Annotated in this window: 13 protein-coding genes; 1 reads left to right on the forward strand and 12 read right to left on the reverse strand. The window is 65.1% G+C overall.

Annotated features, from left to right (window positions below; genetic code table 11):
• Positions 1–7: 7 nt before the first annotated feature.
• The 12 genes from LCM4577_RS29970 to LCM4577_RS30025 form a co-directional block, all read right to left on the reverse strand.
• The gene (locus tag LCM4577_RS29970; RefSeq protein ID WP_244508465.1) at positions 8–1,246 is read right to left on the reverse strand and encodes a caspase domain-containing protein; all 1,239 of its coding nucleotides are present in this window, start codon (positions 1,244–1,246) and stop codon (positions 8–10) included.
• Between the two features lie 7 nt (positions 1,247–1,253).
• Entirely contained in the window at positions 1,254–2,342 is a 1,089-nt protein-coding gene (locus tag LCM4577_RS29975) for an OmpA family protein (RefSeq protein WP_071074508.1), read from the reverse strand.
• A gap of 149 nt (positions 2,343–2,491) precedes the next feature.
• Positions 2,492–2,761, reverse strand: a complete 270-nt coding sequence (locus tag LCM4577_RS29980) for a hypothetical protein (RefSeq protein WP_041001871.1) — start codon at positions 2,759–2,761, stop codon at positions 2,492–2,494.
• Positions 2,762–2,775: 14 nt separating this feature from the next.
• Complete coding sequence (locus LCM4577_RS29985) at positions 2,776–5,325, reverse strand: caspase family protein (RefSeq protein ID WP_071074509.1); 2,550 nt, start codon at positions 5,323–5,325, stop codon at positions 2,776–2,778.
• Between the two features lie 244 nt (positions 5,326–5,569).
• Positions 5,570–6,688, reverse strand: coding sequence for a branched-chain amino acid ABC transporter substrate-binding protein (locus LCM4577_RS29990; RefSeq protein ID WP_071074510.1), 1,119 nt, complete (start codon positions 6,686–6,688; stop codon positions 5,570–5,572).
• A 304-nt stretch (positions 6,689–6,992) separates the two neighbouring features.
• Positions 6,993–8,015, reverse strand: coding sequence for an AraC family transcriptional regulator (locus tag LCM4577_RS29995; protein WP_041001865.1), 1,023 nt, complete (start codon positions 8,013–8,015; stop codon positions 6,993–6,995).
• Between the two features lie 36 nt (positions 8,016–8,051).
• Positions 8,052–9,680 (reverse strand): AMP-binding protein, encoded by a 1,629-nt coding sequence (locus LCM4577_RS30000; RefSeq protein WP_083354889.1) that lies wholly within the window; start codon positions 9,678–9,680, stop codon positions 8,052–8,054.
• 3 nt (positions 9,681–9,683) lie between these two features.
• Positions 9,684–10,430: an enoyl-CoA hydratase/isomerase family protein gene (locus LCM4577_RS30005; protein WP_071074563.1), complete on the reverse strand. Its 747-nt coding sequence runs from the start codon at positions 10,428–10,430 to the stop codon at positions 9,684–9,686.
• 44 nt (positions 10,431–10,474) lie between these two features.
• Positions 10,475–12,166, reverse strand: a complete 1,692-nt coding sequence (locus tag LCM4577_RS30010) for a methylmalonyl-CoA mutase family protein (RefSeq protein WP_071074511.1) — start codon at positions 12,164–12,166, stop codon at positions 10,475–10,477.
• On the reverse strand, positions 12,163–13,164 hold the full coding sequence (gene meaB, locus LCM4577_RS30015; protein ID WP_071074512.1) for a methylmalonyl Co-A mutase-associated GTPase MeaB: 1,002 nt from the start codon (positions 13,162–13,164) through the stop codon (positions 12,163–12,165). Before meaB ends, LCM4577_RS30010 begins: the two co-directional genes overlap by 4 nt.
• Complete coding sequence (locus LCM4577_RS30020) at positions 13,161–13,610, reverse strand: cobalamin B12-binding domain-containing protein (protein ID WP_071074564.1); 450 nt, start codon at positions 13,608–13,610, stop codon at positions 13,161–13,163. Before LCM4577_RS30020 ends, meaB begins: the two co-directional genes overlap by 4 nt.
• Positions 13,611–13,638: 28 nt before the next feature.
• Positions 13,639–14,976 (reverse strand): aspartate aminotransferase family protein, encoded by a 1,338-nt coding sequence (locus LCM4577_RS30025; protein WP_071074513.1) that lies wholly within the window; start codon positions 14,974–14,976, stop codon positions 13,639–13,641.
• 97 nt (positions 14,977–15,073) lie between these two features.
• Here LCM4577_RS30025 and LCM4577_RS30030 point away from each other — a divergent pair, with 97 nt between their 5' ends.
• Positions 15,074–15,934 carry a LysR family transcriptional regulator gene (locus LCM4577_RS30030; protein ID WP_071074514.1) on the forward strand — a complete coding sequence of 287 codons (861 nt, stop codon included), beginning with the start codon at positions 15,074–15,076 and terminating at the stop codon, positions 15,932–15,934.
• The last annotated feature ends 115 nt before the right edge of the window (positions 15,935–16,049 follow it).

The raw sequence follows: 16,049 nt of genomic DNA on the forward strand, positions 1-16,049 counted from the left end.
TCAGCAATCATTTGCAGCCGCCTTGCGCCCACCGGGCGAGCGCGACCTTGAATCGGGTGCCGAGCGGATGCTGCAGGCGCAGGACGGAAACGTCATTGGCGGCGAAATTCTTCGCCTGCTCGCAGAGGCGGGTCTCATTCCACTCGTGACAGCCGTCGCAGTGCTTGCCCTGCCAGACCGATTTGTCGAGGCCTTCGACCGGGCTGAAAATCGGCTCACTCTTGATCAACTGGGCTATGCTCTTGCCGTCGATCACCGGGTCGCCGAACTTGACCGGGCGATCGAAAAAGATCGGCCCATCCGTCGCCAGCTTCGGGATCTTCTCCCGCAGCGCGTTGAGCGCAAGCTGGTCATCGGCCTGGCCGGGCGCCGCACCGGTGTTGCGCGTCCCGGAACCGGCTTCGGCCTGCGGCGGGTTCGCCTCGCCGACGATCAGCGGCGCGTTGAGGTCGACCTTGTGCAGCACGACCTCGGTGGTCAGCGAGACATTGATCCAGGGGCGCTGCTTGCCGGCGGTCGCCTTGAAGACGTCGCTGGTCACCCTGTTCATGGCTTCGGTGACGGAGACGTTGGATTCGCCGATATGCTGGAGCAGCGCCGTGGTGAAAGGCGAGTGGTCGCCCGACCCGTCATAGGCAAGCTGGTTCGGGCTGGCGGCGAAAGCGACCAGCGTGCCGGCGCCGCCATTCTCGATCGGGATCTCGGCAAGGCCGCTGCTTGCGCCCTTGATGCCGGTGGCCTTCGCCAGCACGTCGGCAAGCGGGTTGTCCCGGCAGGCGTCAAGGAACACCAGCCTTATGCTGGTCTCGCGCGACATCTGGCGCAGGATGAAATCGACCGAGACGGCCTCGAAGTCAAGCGAGGTCTCGTCCTCGAGCGCGGCATCGACCGGCAGCAGATAGTTCTTGCCGGAGACCTGCAGGCCATGGCCGGCATAGAAGAAAAGCGCGATGTCGGCGCCGCGCACCTCTCTGGCGAACTGCGCGACGGTAGCCTGCGTCTGCTGCTTGGTGAGGTCGAAGCCGGAAACCACCTGGAAGCCGAGGTCCTTGAGCCGCCCGGCCATGGCCTGCCCATCCCGCGCCGGATTGGCGAGGGCCGCCGCGTGCTGATATTGCGAGTTGCCGAGCACCAGCGCGACGCGCCGCTCGGCGCTCGCGGCCGTCAAGGTCAGGAGCAGGGTCAGCGCCACAAGTCCAGCGGCGCGAAACATGCCACCGCAAAAGGCGATCGGAGCGGAACTCACCGCCACCTCAGTTGGCGAGCTTCGTGGCGGAGAATTCGATCCGCCGGTTGAGCGCCTTGTTCTTGGGCGTGTCGTTGGCGGCGACCGGCTTGTCCTCGCCATAGCCGGCGGAGCTCAGCTGGTTGCGCGGAACGCCGTCGGCAATCAGCGCATCCGCGACCGCCTTGGCCCGCCGTTCAGAGAGCGCCTTGTTCGCCTCGGGCGATCCGTCGGAATCGGTGTAGCCGGACACCTCGACCTTGAGGGTCGGGCATTTGCCGACGACGCCTTCGACCTCGGCCAGCAGCGGGCGACTCTTCGCGTCGAGCCGGGCGCTTGCCTGGCGGAAATAGATGGCGCCGGTGCGCGAGAGCACGGCAAACCTGTTGAGGCACTCCTCGTCGCTGAAATTGGCCTTCGCCGCATCGGTGGCGACGGGACCGACCTCGGCGGTCGAGGCCGCAACGGTCTGCACGGCGGCCGGCTTGCCGCCGTCAGCGTTGAAGACGAAATCGAAGGACACCGAAGCGATCGGCACGATGTTGGTCACATTGGCGGCCTGCTGCAATTTGTCGATGTTGGGCAGGAGGCCGAAATCCTCGACATGGACAGCGACGGGCGCTTCCGAGGCGACGGAGACCTGGGTGTCGCTGATCATGGTGACGACGACGCTCGCCTCGAGATCCTTGCTGACGCCATGCAGGTTGAGGTGGAACGGCAAGGTCGTCTTCACCCGGCGCTTGGCCGGCAGGTCGGCGAACGCCGCCGGGTCCACCTTGGCCGTCACCTCGGCCGTCGGATAGGTGAATGTCTCGAAGAACAAGAAGCGCATGCGGACGTTGCGCAGGTCGACACCGGTATCGACGGAATTGAGGTCGAAGCTGATCTTCGCATCGCCGGCGGGACTCAGCGTGCCGGTGATGTTCCTGATCTTGTTGGTCTCGACGATCGTGTTCTTCTTGACCGACTGGTAGGTGAGCACCGAGGCGGACGGATCGAGCGTCCAGTTCGGCGCGGCGCCCGCAGCCTGCGATCCGAGGACCAGCAGCGTGGCAAGGATCAGGCAAAAGGCTACGGCCTCGGCTCGCGCTTTGCGCCAGAATGCGACTTCGAACATGGAACGCCCCCGCCAGGACAACCCGATCTCGATACCGGCACGTGGCCGGAGCATAGAGCACTTGCCCCGGCTTGGCGAGCGGTTACGTCGGGCTGCAGAAAAGCGACCCCCATCGCCATGCATCGGAAAGCATGGGGTCGGGGGCGTTATCACCACCCGCCGCCACCGCCACCACCATTGCCGCCGCCACCCAGAGGCGCAATGGTGGGTGGGGTTTCGTTCTTGACCGGTTTGATCACTTTCTTGGCGGTCACCTTCTTCTGCTTGACCACCTTCGGCGTCGTCGTCACGCGAACGTGCTTGGTACGATGTTTCGTTGTCGGCGCCGGTTCGAGCCTAGGCGCGATGGTCGTGCACCCAGCAACCGCAAAGGATAGGAATGTTGCGATGACCGCCTGCTTCAATGCCCTGCCCACCATTGCCTCCTTGTTGATCAGAACAGGTCCCGACGCGGATTGGCTTGCTCCCAAACCGCTCTGGCCGTCTTGATCAGTTGGTCGTCGACCGAGCCGCCCGCCGGGATTTTCGATTTGAGTTCGGAACGCAGTTGCTTGAGCGCAACCGACTTCGGCTTGTCTCCAAACTGCGCCAGCGTGGTGCGCGCGCCGGGCAACTCGTTGCGGAGGTCGAGCCCGGCGGCAAACGCCAGATAGCGGACGGCGACGACCTGATCGGATTTGTCGCCTTTCTGCATTTCGATGGCCGCGCGGTCGTATGCCGCCGAGTAGTCGCCACGGTCCGTCGCCAGTTCGAACAGCCGCTGCGCCTCGGCAAGATTCCGGTCCACGCCATCGCCGTCCCGGTACATGCGCGCAAGGCTGCCGGGCGCATAAGGCTGGCCAAGATCCATCGCCTTCTGGAACAGCGCCTGCGCCTGCTTGGTGTCCTTCTCGACGCCGCGCCCGCTGAGATAATTGCGGCCGAGAATGTTCATCGAATACATGTCCTGGCGTTCCACGCCCGCCTTGAGAAAAGCAACGGCGCGAGCCGGGTCGGCGGGCACGCCATTGCGACCTTCGGTGAAGATCGCGGCGAGATCGTTCATGGCATATGTATGACCCATGGCCGCTGCCTTGAGCAGCAGGTCCAGGCCCTTGCCGGTATCTCGCTCGACGCCAAGACCGTTGAACAGAGCGCGGCCCCAGGCGGTCATCCCATAGGGATCGCCCTTGTCGGATGCCTTCGCGTAGAAACCATTGGCTTTCTTGGGATCAACGGCCGTCCCAATTCCTGAAGAGGCAATGTAGCCAAGCTCGAACACCGCGCGGACATGTCCCTTGTCGGCAGCGTCCTGGATAGCTTTCTTCGCCTCGTCGACCTTGCCGGCGGCGAGCAGCGCGCGCCCGAGCTCGTAGTGGAAGCGGGCGACATCGGGATAGGCCTTCACCGCCGTCCGACAGGCCTCCACCGCGCCGGCGCCGATCTCGTTCGGCAACAGGCCGGGGACGACGCCCTGCAGGTCCAAGGGCTCGCCTGCCTGCGTGTCGCATGGATCGACACTTGGCGAGAGCTTCATCGTCGCCGGCTTGGACGAGGTATTGTCAGCCGTGATCTCGAAGCCGACGATCAACGGTTTTGCGGCGCCGATCTGCGGTTCGTAGCGCAGCTGATCGATTTCATTGGCCATCAGGCTCGATTGCGGCGACAAGGTCCGGTCCGGAAGGGACAGCGTCCCGGTCGCCGGATAACTCGCGAGCTTCAGGCTGACGCCCGGATCCTTGGTCGGGACATCCAGCTTCAGCGGCACGGGGCCGACACCGACGGGAATCTTGACGTCGCGGTTCTCGATCGCCTCGGCGGCGCCGGCGATGTGGATGCCGCGCTCCGCCACCTCCTGCTTCTGGTCGGACTCCAGCGAGGCCACGAGCTGCTTGCCCGCGGCACCGTCGCCATTCTTGACCCGGAACACCAGAATACCCTGCGATCCGCCGCCCCACTCGTCATGCGTGGCGTAGGCCAGCATGTCGACCTGGTCCTCGGCGTCGGCGCCCTTCGGCACATCCATAGCGAGCCGCGGCAGATCCTTGCCCTCTATCGGCTCGCCTGTCGCGACCGGCTTGCCGTCCAGGATCAGACGCCCCAGCGCCGGCGGTCGTTCGATGCTGACGGTGACCGCGCCGCCATCGACCTCGACCGGCACCGGCAGGTCGAGCACGACAGGCCCGACGCCCGACGGCACGGTCTTTTCCAGCACCGGCGGCAAAGCCGGCCGGTTGGCGCGACGCATCAGCACCACCTCGTCGATCAGCGAGGAATTCTCCCACGGAACCTGCGCCCCCTTGGTGGCCTCGACCACGTCGCGGCGCACGGCCGCCATGACCGAGCGTATCTCCTGGTTCGGCGCCAGCGCGCGGCGCGAGAAGGCGGATGAAAACGGGCTGAGATCGCCGGAGCCGTCATAGGCCACCGCACCCGGCTCGGTGGCAAACGCTATCAGCGTGTTCAACGAACTTTTCACCTGCGCCAGGCCGGTGCCGCCGGCCGCGATCAACTGGTCGCGCAGCCAGTAGTCCTTGCGCGGAAACGGGTTGTTGCGGCAGGCGTCGAGGATGATCACCTGGATCTTCGATTTGGCGCGCAATTGCTGCAGGACATCGTCCAGCTTGACCGCCTGGACCTCGATGTCGGCCGCAGCCTTGAGCGACGCGTCGACCGGGATCAGGAAATTCTCGCCGCCAATCTGAAAGCCGTGGCCCGAATAATAGACGACCGCCAGATCGGCGCCGTCGGCCGCCGCGAGATAGTTGCGGAACTCCTTCTCGAACTGGAGCTTCGTCAGGTCCTTGGCGACGAACACGTCGAAACCGGCCAGCCGGAAGGTGTTCGACACGTCCTCGGCATCCTTGTCGGGATTCTTCAGGGCCGGGATCTCGCGGTATTCGGAATTGCCGATGACAAGGGCAACCCTTCGATCGGCGCACGCCTGCACCGTCGTGAGGCCCACGAGGATCAAGGCTGCAATCAGCGCGCAGCACCGCAGCATGGCAAAATCCCTAACTGCTCGTCGGCCACAAGAACGCAGCTTGCGACATCGTGGTCTGTTAAAGACTTCACAATCTGCCAAGACGGCAAGGAAACGCGCCTGCGATGGCAAGGCAGGTCGCGTATCCAATAAACTGCTAAAATAACTCAGAGGCCCGGTCGCCGCAATGACCTCGGGCAGGCGTATCGAGGCGAGGACGCCCGGCTCATCCGGGCATCCTGAGATATGCAAGCGTGGGCGGCGTTTACTTCTCGGCGTATGTCGGCTTGCCGTCCGCGCCCTTCTTCCATTCGTAGATGACATAGTCGGGACGCGTGATGTCGCCCTTCTCGTCATAGCCGATGTCGCCGATCGCCGTCTTCCACGGGCCGCCTGCCTTGATGGTCGCGCCGACCTTCTGCGCGTCGTCGGCCGAGCCGGTCTTGTCGATCGCGGCGGCGACGATCTGGACCGCYGCGTAAGAGTAGAGCGTGTAGGCTTCCGGCTCGAAACCAGCGGCACGGAACTTTTCGACGATGTCCTTGGCGGCGGGGTTCTTGCGCGGGTCCGGCGAGAAGGTGTTCAAGGTGCCGATGACCGAATCGCCGGCGATCGAGGCAAGCTCGTTCGAGACCATTCCGTCGCCCGAAAACAGCGTCGCCTTCAGACCCTGGTCCGCCGACTGGCGCATGATCAGGCCGGCCTCTGTGTGGAGGCCGCCGAAATAAATCAGCGTGACGCCCGCGGCCTTCATCTTGGCGATGAGCGCGGAGAAGTCCTTGTCGCCGACATTGATGCCTTCATACATCACCTCGGTGATGCCGTCGGCGTTCAGATCCTTCCTGGCGACATCGACGAGGCCCTGGCCGTAGGGCGTCTTGTCGTGGATGATGGCGATCTTGGCGTCCTTGAAGTTCGCGGCGATATAGTCACCGGCAACCTTTCCTTGCTGGTCGTCGCGGCCGCAGGTGCGGAAGGTGTTCCACAGGCCGCGCTCGGTGTATTGCGGATTGGTCGATGCCGGCGATATCTCGAGCACGCCGTTCTCGGCATAGACTTCCGAGGCGGGGATCGACACGCCCGAGTTGAAGTGGCCGACCACATATTTCACGCCGTCCGCGACGAATTTGTTGGCGACCGAAATGCCCTGCTTCGGATCGGAGACATCGTCGCCGATCTCGATCTTGATCTTCTGGCCGAGCACGCCGCCGGCCGCATTGATGTCGGCGGCGGCCTGCTCGGCGCCTTTCTGGAACTGGGCGCCGAAAGCCGCGTTCGGACCGGTGATCGGCCCGGCGACGCCGATGACGATGTCCGCCCTGGCATTGCCCGCGAAGGCGACAAGCGCGGCCGCCGCCACCGCCGACAAGAGATGTTTCTTCATATTAGGCTCCCATTTCGTGGCGGGCACTGATTGAAGCTTCGATGCGATGCCCACGTCCCGCGCATCGAGCTGACTTGAATTGGGCGGGCCGGGTTTGCCGTTGGGCAAGATCAGGCCCAGGCGGGCGGGTCAGGTCATGAGGCCGGAGCAGGCTCCCGTCACCAAAGATGTCTTGCTCTCGATCCGCATCCGAAATGCCCCGCCTTCGGGGCATATTGGATGCAAGCGAAGTGGCATGCGATGACCGTAGGACCCAGATTTGGTGATCGATTTTGCAATGTTTCGGGAATGCGTCGCTCAGCGGTCAGTTCGCCGACGCGTTGTCGCAGGCATCGACCTCGGAAGACGCCTCGCGGCGGAACAAAGCCGGGCTCTTGCCGGTCCATTTGTGGAAGGCGCGGTGGAAGGCGCTCGGCTCGGAAAAGCCGATGTCGGCGGCGAGATCGGCGACGCTGCGGCTGCCATTGAGCAGGGCCTCCATCGCCAAAGCCCTGCGCATCTCGTCCTTGATCGAACGATAGCTCTGGCCTTCCGACTGAAGCCTGCGGCGCAAGGTCGGCGCCTGCATGCGCATGCCTGCGGCAAGCCGCTCGAAGCTCGGCCATGACGCGGGCGCGGTGGCATGAAGGCGTCCGCGTATGGCCGCCGAGAGCCCCTCGTCATGGCGGTAGCGCACCAGGATGTTGGCCGGCGCCTTGCGCAGGAATTCGCGCAACGCGCAGGCATCGCGGATGACCGGCAGCTTCAGGAATTCGGCGTCGAAGACAAGGCGGCTTTCGGGCTGGTCGAACCGCACCGGCGCGCCGAAGAACAGCCGGTAATCGCTCCCCGTCGGTGGAATGCTGCATTTGAAATCCACCCAGCGGATGGGAAGGCGCCGGCCCACCAGCCAGCAGTTCACGCCATGAACGATGATCCAGAAGGTGCGGTAGGCGAAGGCCGACCGCAACGGCCCGGAATCGCTCAGCCTGACTTCGGCGAGCCCGTCGCCGACGGTCAGCTCGCCATGCGGATCGTCGAGCACGGCGCGCAGGAAGCGCAGGCCCCTGCGCAGGGCGTGCTCCAGCGTCTCGGTGGTAAGCAGCGCCTGGCAGAGCAGCGCGAAGCTGCCGGCCCGCATCGGCCGGGCGCCTTCGCCGAAGAACTCGTCGTCCATCGCCTGCGCGACGGCATGCCAGAGCGCGCCATATTGTTCGGCCGAGATCGGCTCGGAAATCACCGGCGGCAGCCCGACGCTCGCCAGCAAAGGCTCGACCTCGACATTGTGGCGGCGAAGGCATTCGAGCGTGTCGTCCATGAAACAGGGAGCGATCATCCGGCGCTGCATCGCGTGGGGCTCCGTCCTCCTTCTGCCTGCGCCTTGCTAGCGCTCGCCCCGATCGAATGTGGCGGCGCCGACACCCTGCTGCCGCAGCGCTGTCCTGGCGATTTTTTCCGTCGGCGTTCGCGGCAGCGGCATGTCGGTGATCTCGATGTAGCGCGGCACCATGTGGCGCGGCGCCAGCGCCCTGAAATGCGCCAGCAGCTCGGCCGCCTCCAGGGTCGAGCCCGCCCGCCGCTGGGCCACGACCATGATGTCTTCCTCGGTGAACTCCGACGGGATCCCGAACGCCGCGCTTTCAACGATCTCGGGATGCTTCTCGGCGACGGTTTCCACTTCGTAGGCGGATATATTCTCGCCGCGCCGCCGGATCGCCTCGTTCAGGCGGTGCTTGAAATAGAGCCAGCCATCCGCGTCCAGGCAGCCGGCGTCGCCGGAGTGGTACCAGAGGTTCCGGAGCGTCTGCACCGTCTTGGCGTCCGCCCGGTAATAGCCGGAAAACATGCTCCAGCTCTTGCGCGGGCGCGATACGATCTCGCCGACGCACCCATGCGGCAAAGGCCGGTCCTTGTCGTCGACGATCGCGACTTCCCAGTCAGGGTGCGGACGGCCGCAGGAACCTTCCTTCGTGTCATCCACGGTATCGAGCGTGACGAAACCCGTCTCCGTCTGTCCGTAGCCGGTGACAAGCCGCATGCCGAAGCGTCGCTCGAACGCTTGCTTGTCCGGCACCATTGGAATGCACTGGCATATGCGCACCGGATTGGCGCCGTCGCCGTCGGACGGCGACTGGCGCGACAGGATGACCGCCATGGCGCCGAGCAGGTTCGTGGCCGTGGCGCCGCTGGCGCGGACCTGCTCCCAGAAGCGCGAAGCGCTGAAGCCGTCGACCAGCGTCGCGCGGGTGCCGTAGATCAGCGGCAGGTAGACGCCGAACATCTGCGCGTCGGTGTGAAACAGCGGCAATGCCGAGAAATAGCTGTCGCCGGTCGTGTAGCCGAGATTGAGCGCCATTCCCGCAGCCCAGGAATAGCAGTGATGGTGCGACATCAATGCGCCCTTGGCCGGGCCGGTGGTGCCCGAGGTGTAGAGGATCGCCATCGGGTCGGAATAATGGATGTCGGCGAGGTCGAAATCCGGCTGCCCGGCCATGCATTCCTCGAAGGAGACGATGCGGCCGATCCGGATGCCGGCCGCCCGGGCCTCGCCCGGATCGACGCCGACGAGGACGAGAGTGCGCAGGTCCGGCAGCCGGTCCTGGACCCTGGCGAGCTCCTCAAGCGCGTTGGCGTCGGCGACGAGGACCTCGGCGCCACAATTGTTCAGGTTGTGGYAGAGCAGGTCGCCCTTGAGCCCCGGATTGCTGGGCACCTCGATGGCGCCCAGGCTCGACACGGCGAACCACGTCGCAACCAGCTCGAAACAATTGGGCAAGAGCATCGCCACCCGGTCGGACTTGCCGATGCCGAGGCCGCGCAGGCCGCGCGCCAGCCGCGCTGAAGCGACCTGCATCTCCTCGAAGCTGGCGGAGCGTCCGCAAATGTCGATGAACGGGCTATCGCCGAGGCGTTCGGCCTGCGTGCGCAGGATCTTCGGCAACACCCGATTCTCCAAATCGTCGTCGTGCTGGCCGGGGATGTAGAAGGAAGGGGCGAGTTCGAGCATGGTCATGGATCAAAAATTCTTTGCCCGCGCTTGCGCTTCCGGGGAGAGGAAACCGCTCACCGTGGCCCTGGTCTCCAGCGCCATTGCATCGGCGAGGGAAGAGTGGAAGCCGTTGTTGATGGCATGCTTGATTTCGGCCACGGCGCTTTCCGGACGCTCCGCTATCGCCAAGGCCAGTTTCCTTGCCTCGTCCAGCAATTGCGCCTCGGGAAAAAGCTTCCACGCGATGCCGACTTCGAGCGCCTTCCTGGCGTCATGCTTCTCGCCCAGGATCATCAGCTCCTTGGCGACCTGCGGCCCGGTCTGCTTGGTAAGCAGCGCAGTGACGCCACCGGTGACGAACAGCCCATAGGTGACTTCGGGGAAGAACCAGCGCGCACTGTCGGCGAAGAGCGTGAAATCGCAATTCACCGCCCATTCGAGCGCGCCGCCCACGCACCAGCCATGCACTGCTGCGATGACGATCTTGCGCGACTGCATGATCTGCAGGGTGATGTTCTGGATGGCGTCGACCCAGCCTCGTGTCGTCGCCTCGGAGGTGGTCTGCTCGTCGAGGTCCTTGAGGTCGTCGCCCGAACAGAAGGCGCGCCCTTCGCCATGCAGGATGACGGCGCGGATCGACGGGTCCGCTTCGGCGCGCGCCAGCGCCTCGGACAGCCCGTCGACGAGCTGCCTGTTCATGGCGTTCAGCCGCTCGGGACGGTTGAGCTTGACCCAGGCGATGGCACCATCATGCCTGGAAATGACTGCGCCCATCTTGACGCTCCCCATCTTGTCGTCTCCCACCTTGGGCATCCTCCTCAAACGATCATTGGTTCGGCATAAGCGCCCCAGACCTCGCGCAGCGCGGCGCAGATCTCGCCAAGCGTCGCCTTCGCCTTCACGGCCTCGATGGTCTTCGGCAAAAGATTGATGTCGTCAGACCTCGCCTGTTCGGCGAGGTCCTTCAGCAGTTCCCGGACGCGGGCATTGTCGCGGCTCGCCCGCACCGCCTGTAGGCGGTCGATCTGCAGCTGCGTGCACGCTTCGTCATAGGGATGGATGTGCACTTCGGCCGAGCGGCTGGCCTCGTCGACATAGCGGTTGACGCCAACCGAGATCTTCTCGCCGGCATCGATCTTCTGGAATGTCGCGTAGGCCGAGTCCGCGAGCTTCTGCTGGAACCAGCCTTCCTCGACCAGCTTCACGGCGCCGCCGCGCTCATCCACCTCGTCCAGCAGTTTCCAGATCTCGGTCTCCATGTCGCGGGTGAGGCGCTCGATGAAATAGGAGCCGCCGAGCGGGTCGATCACGGAAGTCACGTTGATCTCGTCGCGGATGATCTGCTGGGTGCGGATGGCCAGCTTCATGGCCTCTTCGGTCGGGATGGCAAAGGCCTCGTCGAGGCCGTTGGTGTGCATGCTCTGGCAGCCGCCCAACACGGCGCCGAGCGCCTGGATCGCCGTGCGCATGAGGTTGTTGTGGTGCTCGACCTTGGTCAGGCTCATCGCCGCGGTCTGCACATGCACCCGCAGCCGCATGGATTCCGGCTTCCTGGCCTTGAAGCGCTGCGCCATGATCTTGGCGTAGACCCGCCTCGCCGCCCTGAACTTGCAGATCTGCTCGAAGAAATCCTGGTGGCTGATGAAGAAGAAGGACAGCCGGGGCGCGAAGTCGTCGATGTCCATGCCGGCGCCGGTGACCTCCTCGCAATAGGCGATGGTGAAGGCCATGATGAAGGCGATCTCCTGCAGAGCGTTGCCGCCGACATCCGAGAGGTGATAGCCGCTGAGGCTGATCGGATTGATCTTCGGCGTCGCCTTGGCGCTGTGCATGATGAGGTCGCGCAACAGCCTCACGGCGGGACGCACCGGGTAGATCCACTCCTTTTGCGCGACATATTCCTTCAGCGGGTCGGCCTGCAGCGTGCCCGCCAACTTGTGGAGGTCGTAGCCGCGCCGCTCCGCGACGGCGACATACATGGCATAGACCACCCAGGCCGACGGATTGATGGTGAGCGAGACCGAGATCTTTTCCAGGTCGATCCCGTCGAACAGCCGGTCGACGTCGTCGACCGTGTCGATGGCGACGCCGACGCGCCCGACCTCGCCGAACGCCCGCGGATCGTCCGAGTCGAGACCAAGCAGCGTCGGCAAGTCGAAGTCGGTCGAGAGCCCGGTCTGGCCGGTCTGGATCATGTATTTGTAGCGCTGGTTCGTGGCCTCGGGATTGCCGAAGCCGGCGACCTGCCGGATCGTCCAGGGCCGCCCGCGATACATCGTCGGATAGGCGCCGCGGGTGAAGGGATAGGCGCCGGGGAAACCGAGCTCGTCGGCCGGAATGTCGGCGATGTCGGCGGCCGTGTAGACGCGCTTCAGCGGAATGCCGCATTCCGTCTCGTAGGCCGGCTTTTCCTCCGGCCGGCTGCCGAGCGCGGCGGCGAGTTCCTTCTCCTCCCACGCGGCCTGTTTCTCGCGGATGTCCTCGATCGCGGTCTCAGAGAACAGATTCATGTCGCTTGCCCCTCGTCCGTCCAGCCGAGCAGAAGGCGAGCCGCGCCGGCAGGGTCCATATCCCTGTTCACGACCGCCTGGATGTGCTCTCCGATCTCGCCGGCCCGCTCATCGAATTTGCGCTGGAAAAGATATTTGGCCGCGCCGAGGATCCGCGTCCGGCAAATGCCGCGCTGCCGCTCRGCCAGCTCGCCGCTGTCGCGCAGATGCCCCCAATGCCTGGAAATGGCATCCTTCAGCTCGCCGATCCGCTCGCCCGAGACGGCGCTGACCGGAAGCACCGGCGGCGTCCATTTCGACCGCGCCCTTTGCGACCCGAGGGTCATCATACCACGCAGGGCCGAGACGGTTGCCGCCGCTTCCGGCTTGTCGGCCTTGCTGACGGCATGGATATCGGCGATCTCCAATATGCCGGCCTTGATCGCCTGTATGTCGTCGCCGAGCCCCGGCGCCGAGAGAACGACGATGCTGTGCGCCGCCGTCACCACTTCCACCTCGTCCTGGCCGACGCCGACGGTCTCGATGATGATGGGCGAGTAGCCGGCGGCGTCGAGGACGTCGACCGTCTGCAACGTAGAGCGGGCAAGGCCGCCGAGATGACCGCGTGTCGCCATGCTGCGGACGAAGGCCTGCGAGGACGAAGCCGCCTCGCTCATGCGCACCCTGTCACCGAGGATCGCGCCGCCGGAGAACGGGCTGCTCGGATCGACGGCGACGACGCCGACCTTGCGCCCCTCCGACGCGAACGCTCGGACGAGGGAAGACACGAGCGTGGACTTGCCCGCCCCCGGAACGCCGGTGATGCCGACGACATGCGCCTTGCCGGTGTGGCGGTAGATCTGCGCCAGCGCGGACGTGGCTTCCGGATAGCCCGCCTCGGCGCGCGTGATCATGCGGGCGATGGCCGCAACATTGCCGGCGAGTATCTCGGGCACCAGCTCGATCGAGGGCCTGTATGCCGCACGCCTCACCGGCCTCGAAGGCGTGAAGACGGTCATACCCGGCCACGAGCGGCGATCAGGTCCCTGATCGTCATCACGATCAGCTCGGCCCGCGCCTCCTGCGGCACGATCGCGTCGACGCCGCTATCCCACAAAGCGGCATAGTCCTGCTCGGGAATGACGCCGCCGGCGACGACGAAGATGTGATCGGCCTTCTCTTCGCGCAGGCAGCGCCCAAGTTCCCGGAACAGCGGAACATGCGATCCGGAAAGGAGGCTGACGCCGATGACGTCGACGTCCTCCTGGACCGCCGCCGCCACGACTTCGCCCGGCGACTTGTAGAGGCCGGTATAGACGACTTCCATGCCGGCATCGCGCAGGATCCGCGCCACCACCTTGGCGCCCCGGTCGTGCCCGTCCAGCCCCAGCTTGGCGACAAGCACGCGGATGGTGCCGGCCGCCRCGTCCCGGTCCGGCGTGTCGCCCGAGGCCTGTTCAGTCATGCTCGCTTCGTTCATAGGCCCCTGCCCGTCACTCGGCGGCGATGYCTGGGCGGCCGGCGCCGGCGGACAGCACCGCCTCGATGGCGTCGGAGATCGTGCGCAATCCGAGATCGAGCTCGTCCTCGGAGATCGTCAGCGGCGGCGCGATGCGGAACACGCCGCCCATGCCGGGAAGCTTGACGATGTTCATGCTGAGCCCGCGCCTGAATGCCTCCGCGGCAATCTTCGCGCCGAGCTCGTGGTCGGGCTCGCGGCTCTCTCCGTTCTTGACGATCTCGACGCCCAGCATCAGGCCGCGGCCGCGCACGTCGCCGACGCATTCATAGCGTTGCTTCAGTTCGAACAGTCCGTCGAAAAGCCTTTTGCCGAGATGGCGTGCGCGCTCGACGAGGCGCTCCCCTTCGACGACATCGAGCACGGCCACGCCAACGGCGGCCGGCAGTGGATCGGAGACATGGGTGGTGTAGAACAGGAAGCCGCGCTCATGCGCGGTTTCCTCGATCTCGGCGCTCGTCATGACGGCCGCCAGCGGAAGGCCGGCGCCGATGGTTTTCGACAAAGTGAGGATGTCGGGCGTGACGCCGTCGCGCTGGAAGGCGAACATGTCGCCGGTGCGGCCGACGCCGGTCTGCGCCTCGTCGAGGATGAGCAGCATGCCGCGTTCGCGGCATTTCTGCTTCAGCGCCGCGAGGTAGCCCGGCGGCAGCTCCAGCATGCCGCCGCTCGACAGGATCGGCTCGGCGATGAAGGCAGCCAGACTGCCGGTCGACTGGCTGTCGACCAAGGCGAAGGCATCGTCGAGCTCGGCCGCCCAGTCGAGCGAGCCGTCTGCCTTCTTGAAGCGCGGGCGAAAACTGTTCGGCGCGGGAATCGCGATCGAACCGACCGCCGCAGGCCCGTAGCCCTTGCGCCCGGCGCTGTAGGTGGCGGAAGCGGCGACCCCGGTCATACCGTGCCAGCTCTTGGAGAAGGCGACGATCTCGTGCTTGCCCGTCACCAGCTTGGCCATGCGGATGGCCGCCTCGTTCGACTCCGCGCCCGTCGAAAGCAGGAGCGCCCTGTCGAGGCCGGGCGCCAGCGCGGCGAGGCGCTCAGCAAGCTCGACGACCGGGCGGGACAGCATGCCGCTGAAGAGATGCGCCACGGTTTCGACCTGGCGGCGCACCGTCGCGACGATCCGCGGATGCGCATGCCCGAGCAGCGCGCTCATCTGGCCTGAGGTGAAGTCGAGTATCGGCCGATCGTCGGCGTCGTAGACGAACGAGCCTTCGGCGCGCTCGATGATGGCGGGCTCGAAGGCGCCGCCATAACGGATGAGGTGCTTTCGCGCCGCCGACCAGAAGGCATTGTCCAGATTTCTCGACATCTCACAGCCTCGCCAAGAATGCAGACCCGAAGATTAGCGGCTGGCGCAACAGCAGTAAAATTGATAGATATCGAACTCCGATATCAATGGAATTGATATGGCTGCACCCCTCGATCTCAAATTGCTGTCAACCTTCGTGCGCGCGGCGCATTCGGGAACGCTCAGCGCCACGGCCGTGCAGGTCGGGCGCACGCAATCGGCGGTGACGATGCAGATACAGCGGCTCGAGGATGYGCTCGGCGGCCAGAGCCTGTTCCATCGCAGCGGCAGCGGCGTGCGCCTAACCGGCAGCGGCGAGCGCTTCCTTGCCTATGCCGAGCGCATCCTCAAGATCCACGACGAAGCGGTTTCGGCTTTTTCCGGCAAGGGCCTGCGGGGCTCGATCATCTTCGGCAGCCCGGAAGACTATCTGAGCGCCTTCTTTCCCACGCTCTTGAGAAGTTTCGGGACCCTCTATCCGGACATCGAGATCAAGGTCGTGGCCGCGCCGACCGTCGAGCTTCACAGCCTGCTGCATGCGCGCCAGGTCGATCTGGCGCTCGTCTCCATTCCGGACGCGAGCGCGTCCAGGGAGGTCGTGCGCACGGAAGCGATGGTCTGGGTCGGCAGCAAGCCGACACTGGAGCTGCACGAGTTCGGCGAGACCGTGCCGCTGGCCCTGCCGGCCTCGAACGCCATGGACCACAAGGCGGCCTGCGATGCCATGTCCCGTGCCGGGCTGCGCTACAAGATAGCCTACGCCAGCAACAGCCTCACCGGCCTGATAGCCGTGGCGCGCTCCGGCCTTGCGATAAGCGTAATGACGCAGAAGGCCGTCCCGCCGGACCTGTTCATCCTCAACGCGCCGCTTCCGAGACTGTCCCGGCTCGGCGTCCTGATCGCCTTCGCCGAAACCACGAGATCGCCGGCCGTCGAGGYGTTCGCCAGCCACATTCGGGGCATCCTGCCGTCGCTGTAAAATCGACCCGTCAGAGATCCGGCAATCGATCAAAGCATGTCTCCCGAAAGYGGGAACCGGTTTCGGGATAAGGCATGCGTAAAATCAAAAACCTAACGCGCATGGAGCAAATCTG

It is taken from the genome of Mesorhizobium sp. LCM 4577 (genome assembly GCF_001854795.2).
Lineage (GTDB): Bacteria > Pseudomonadota > Alphaproteobacteria > Rhizobiales > Rhizobiaceae > Mesorhizobium > Mesorhizobium plurifarium.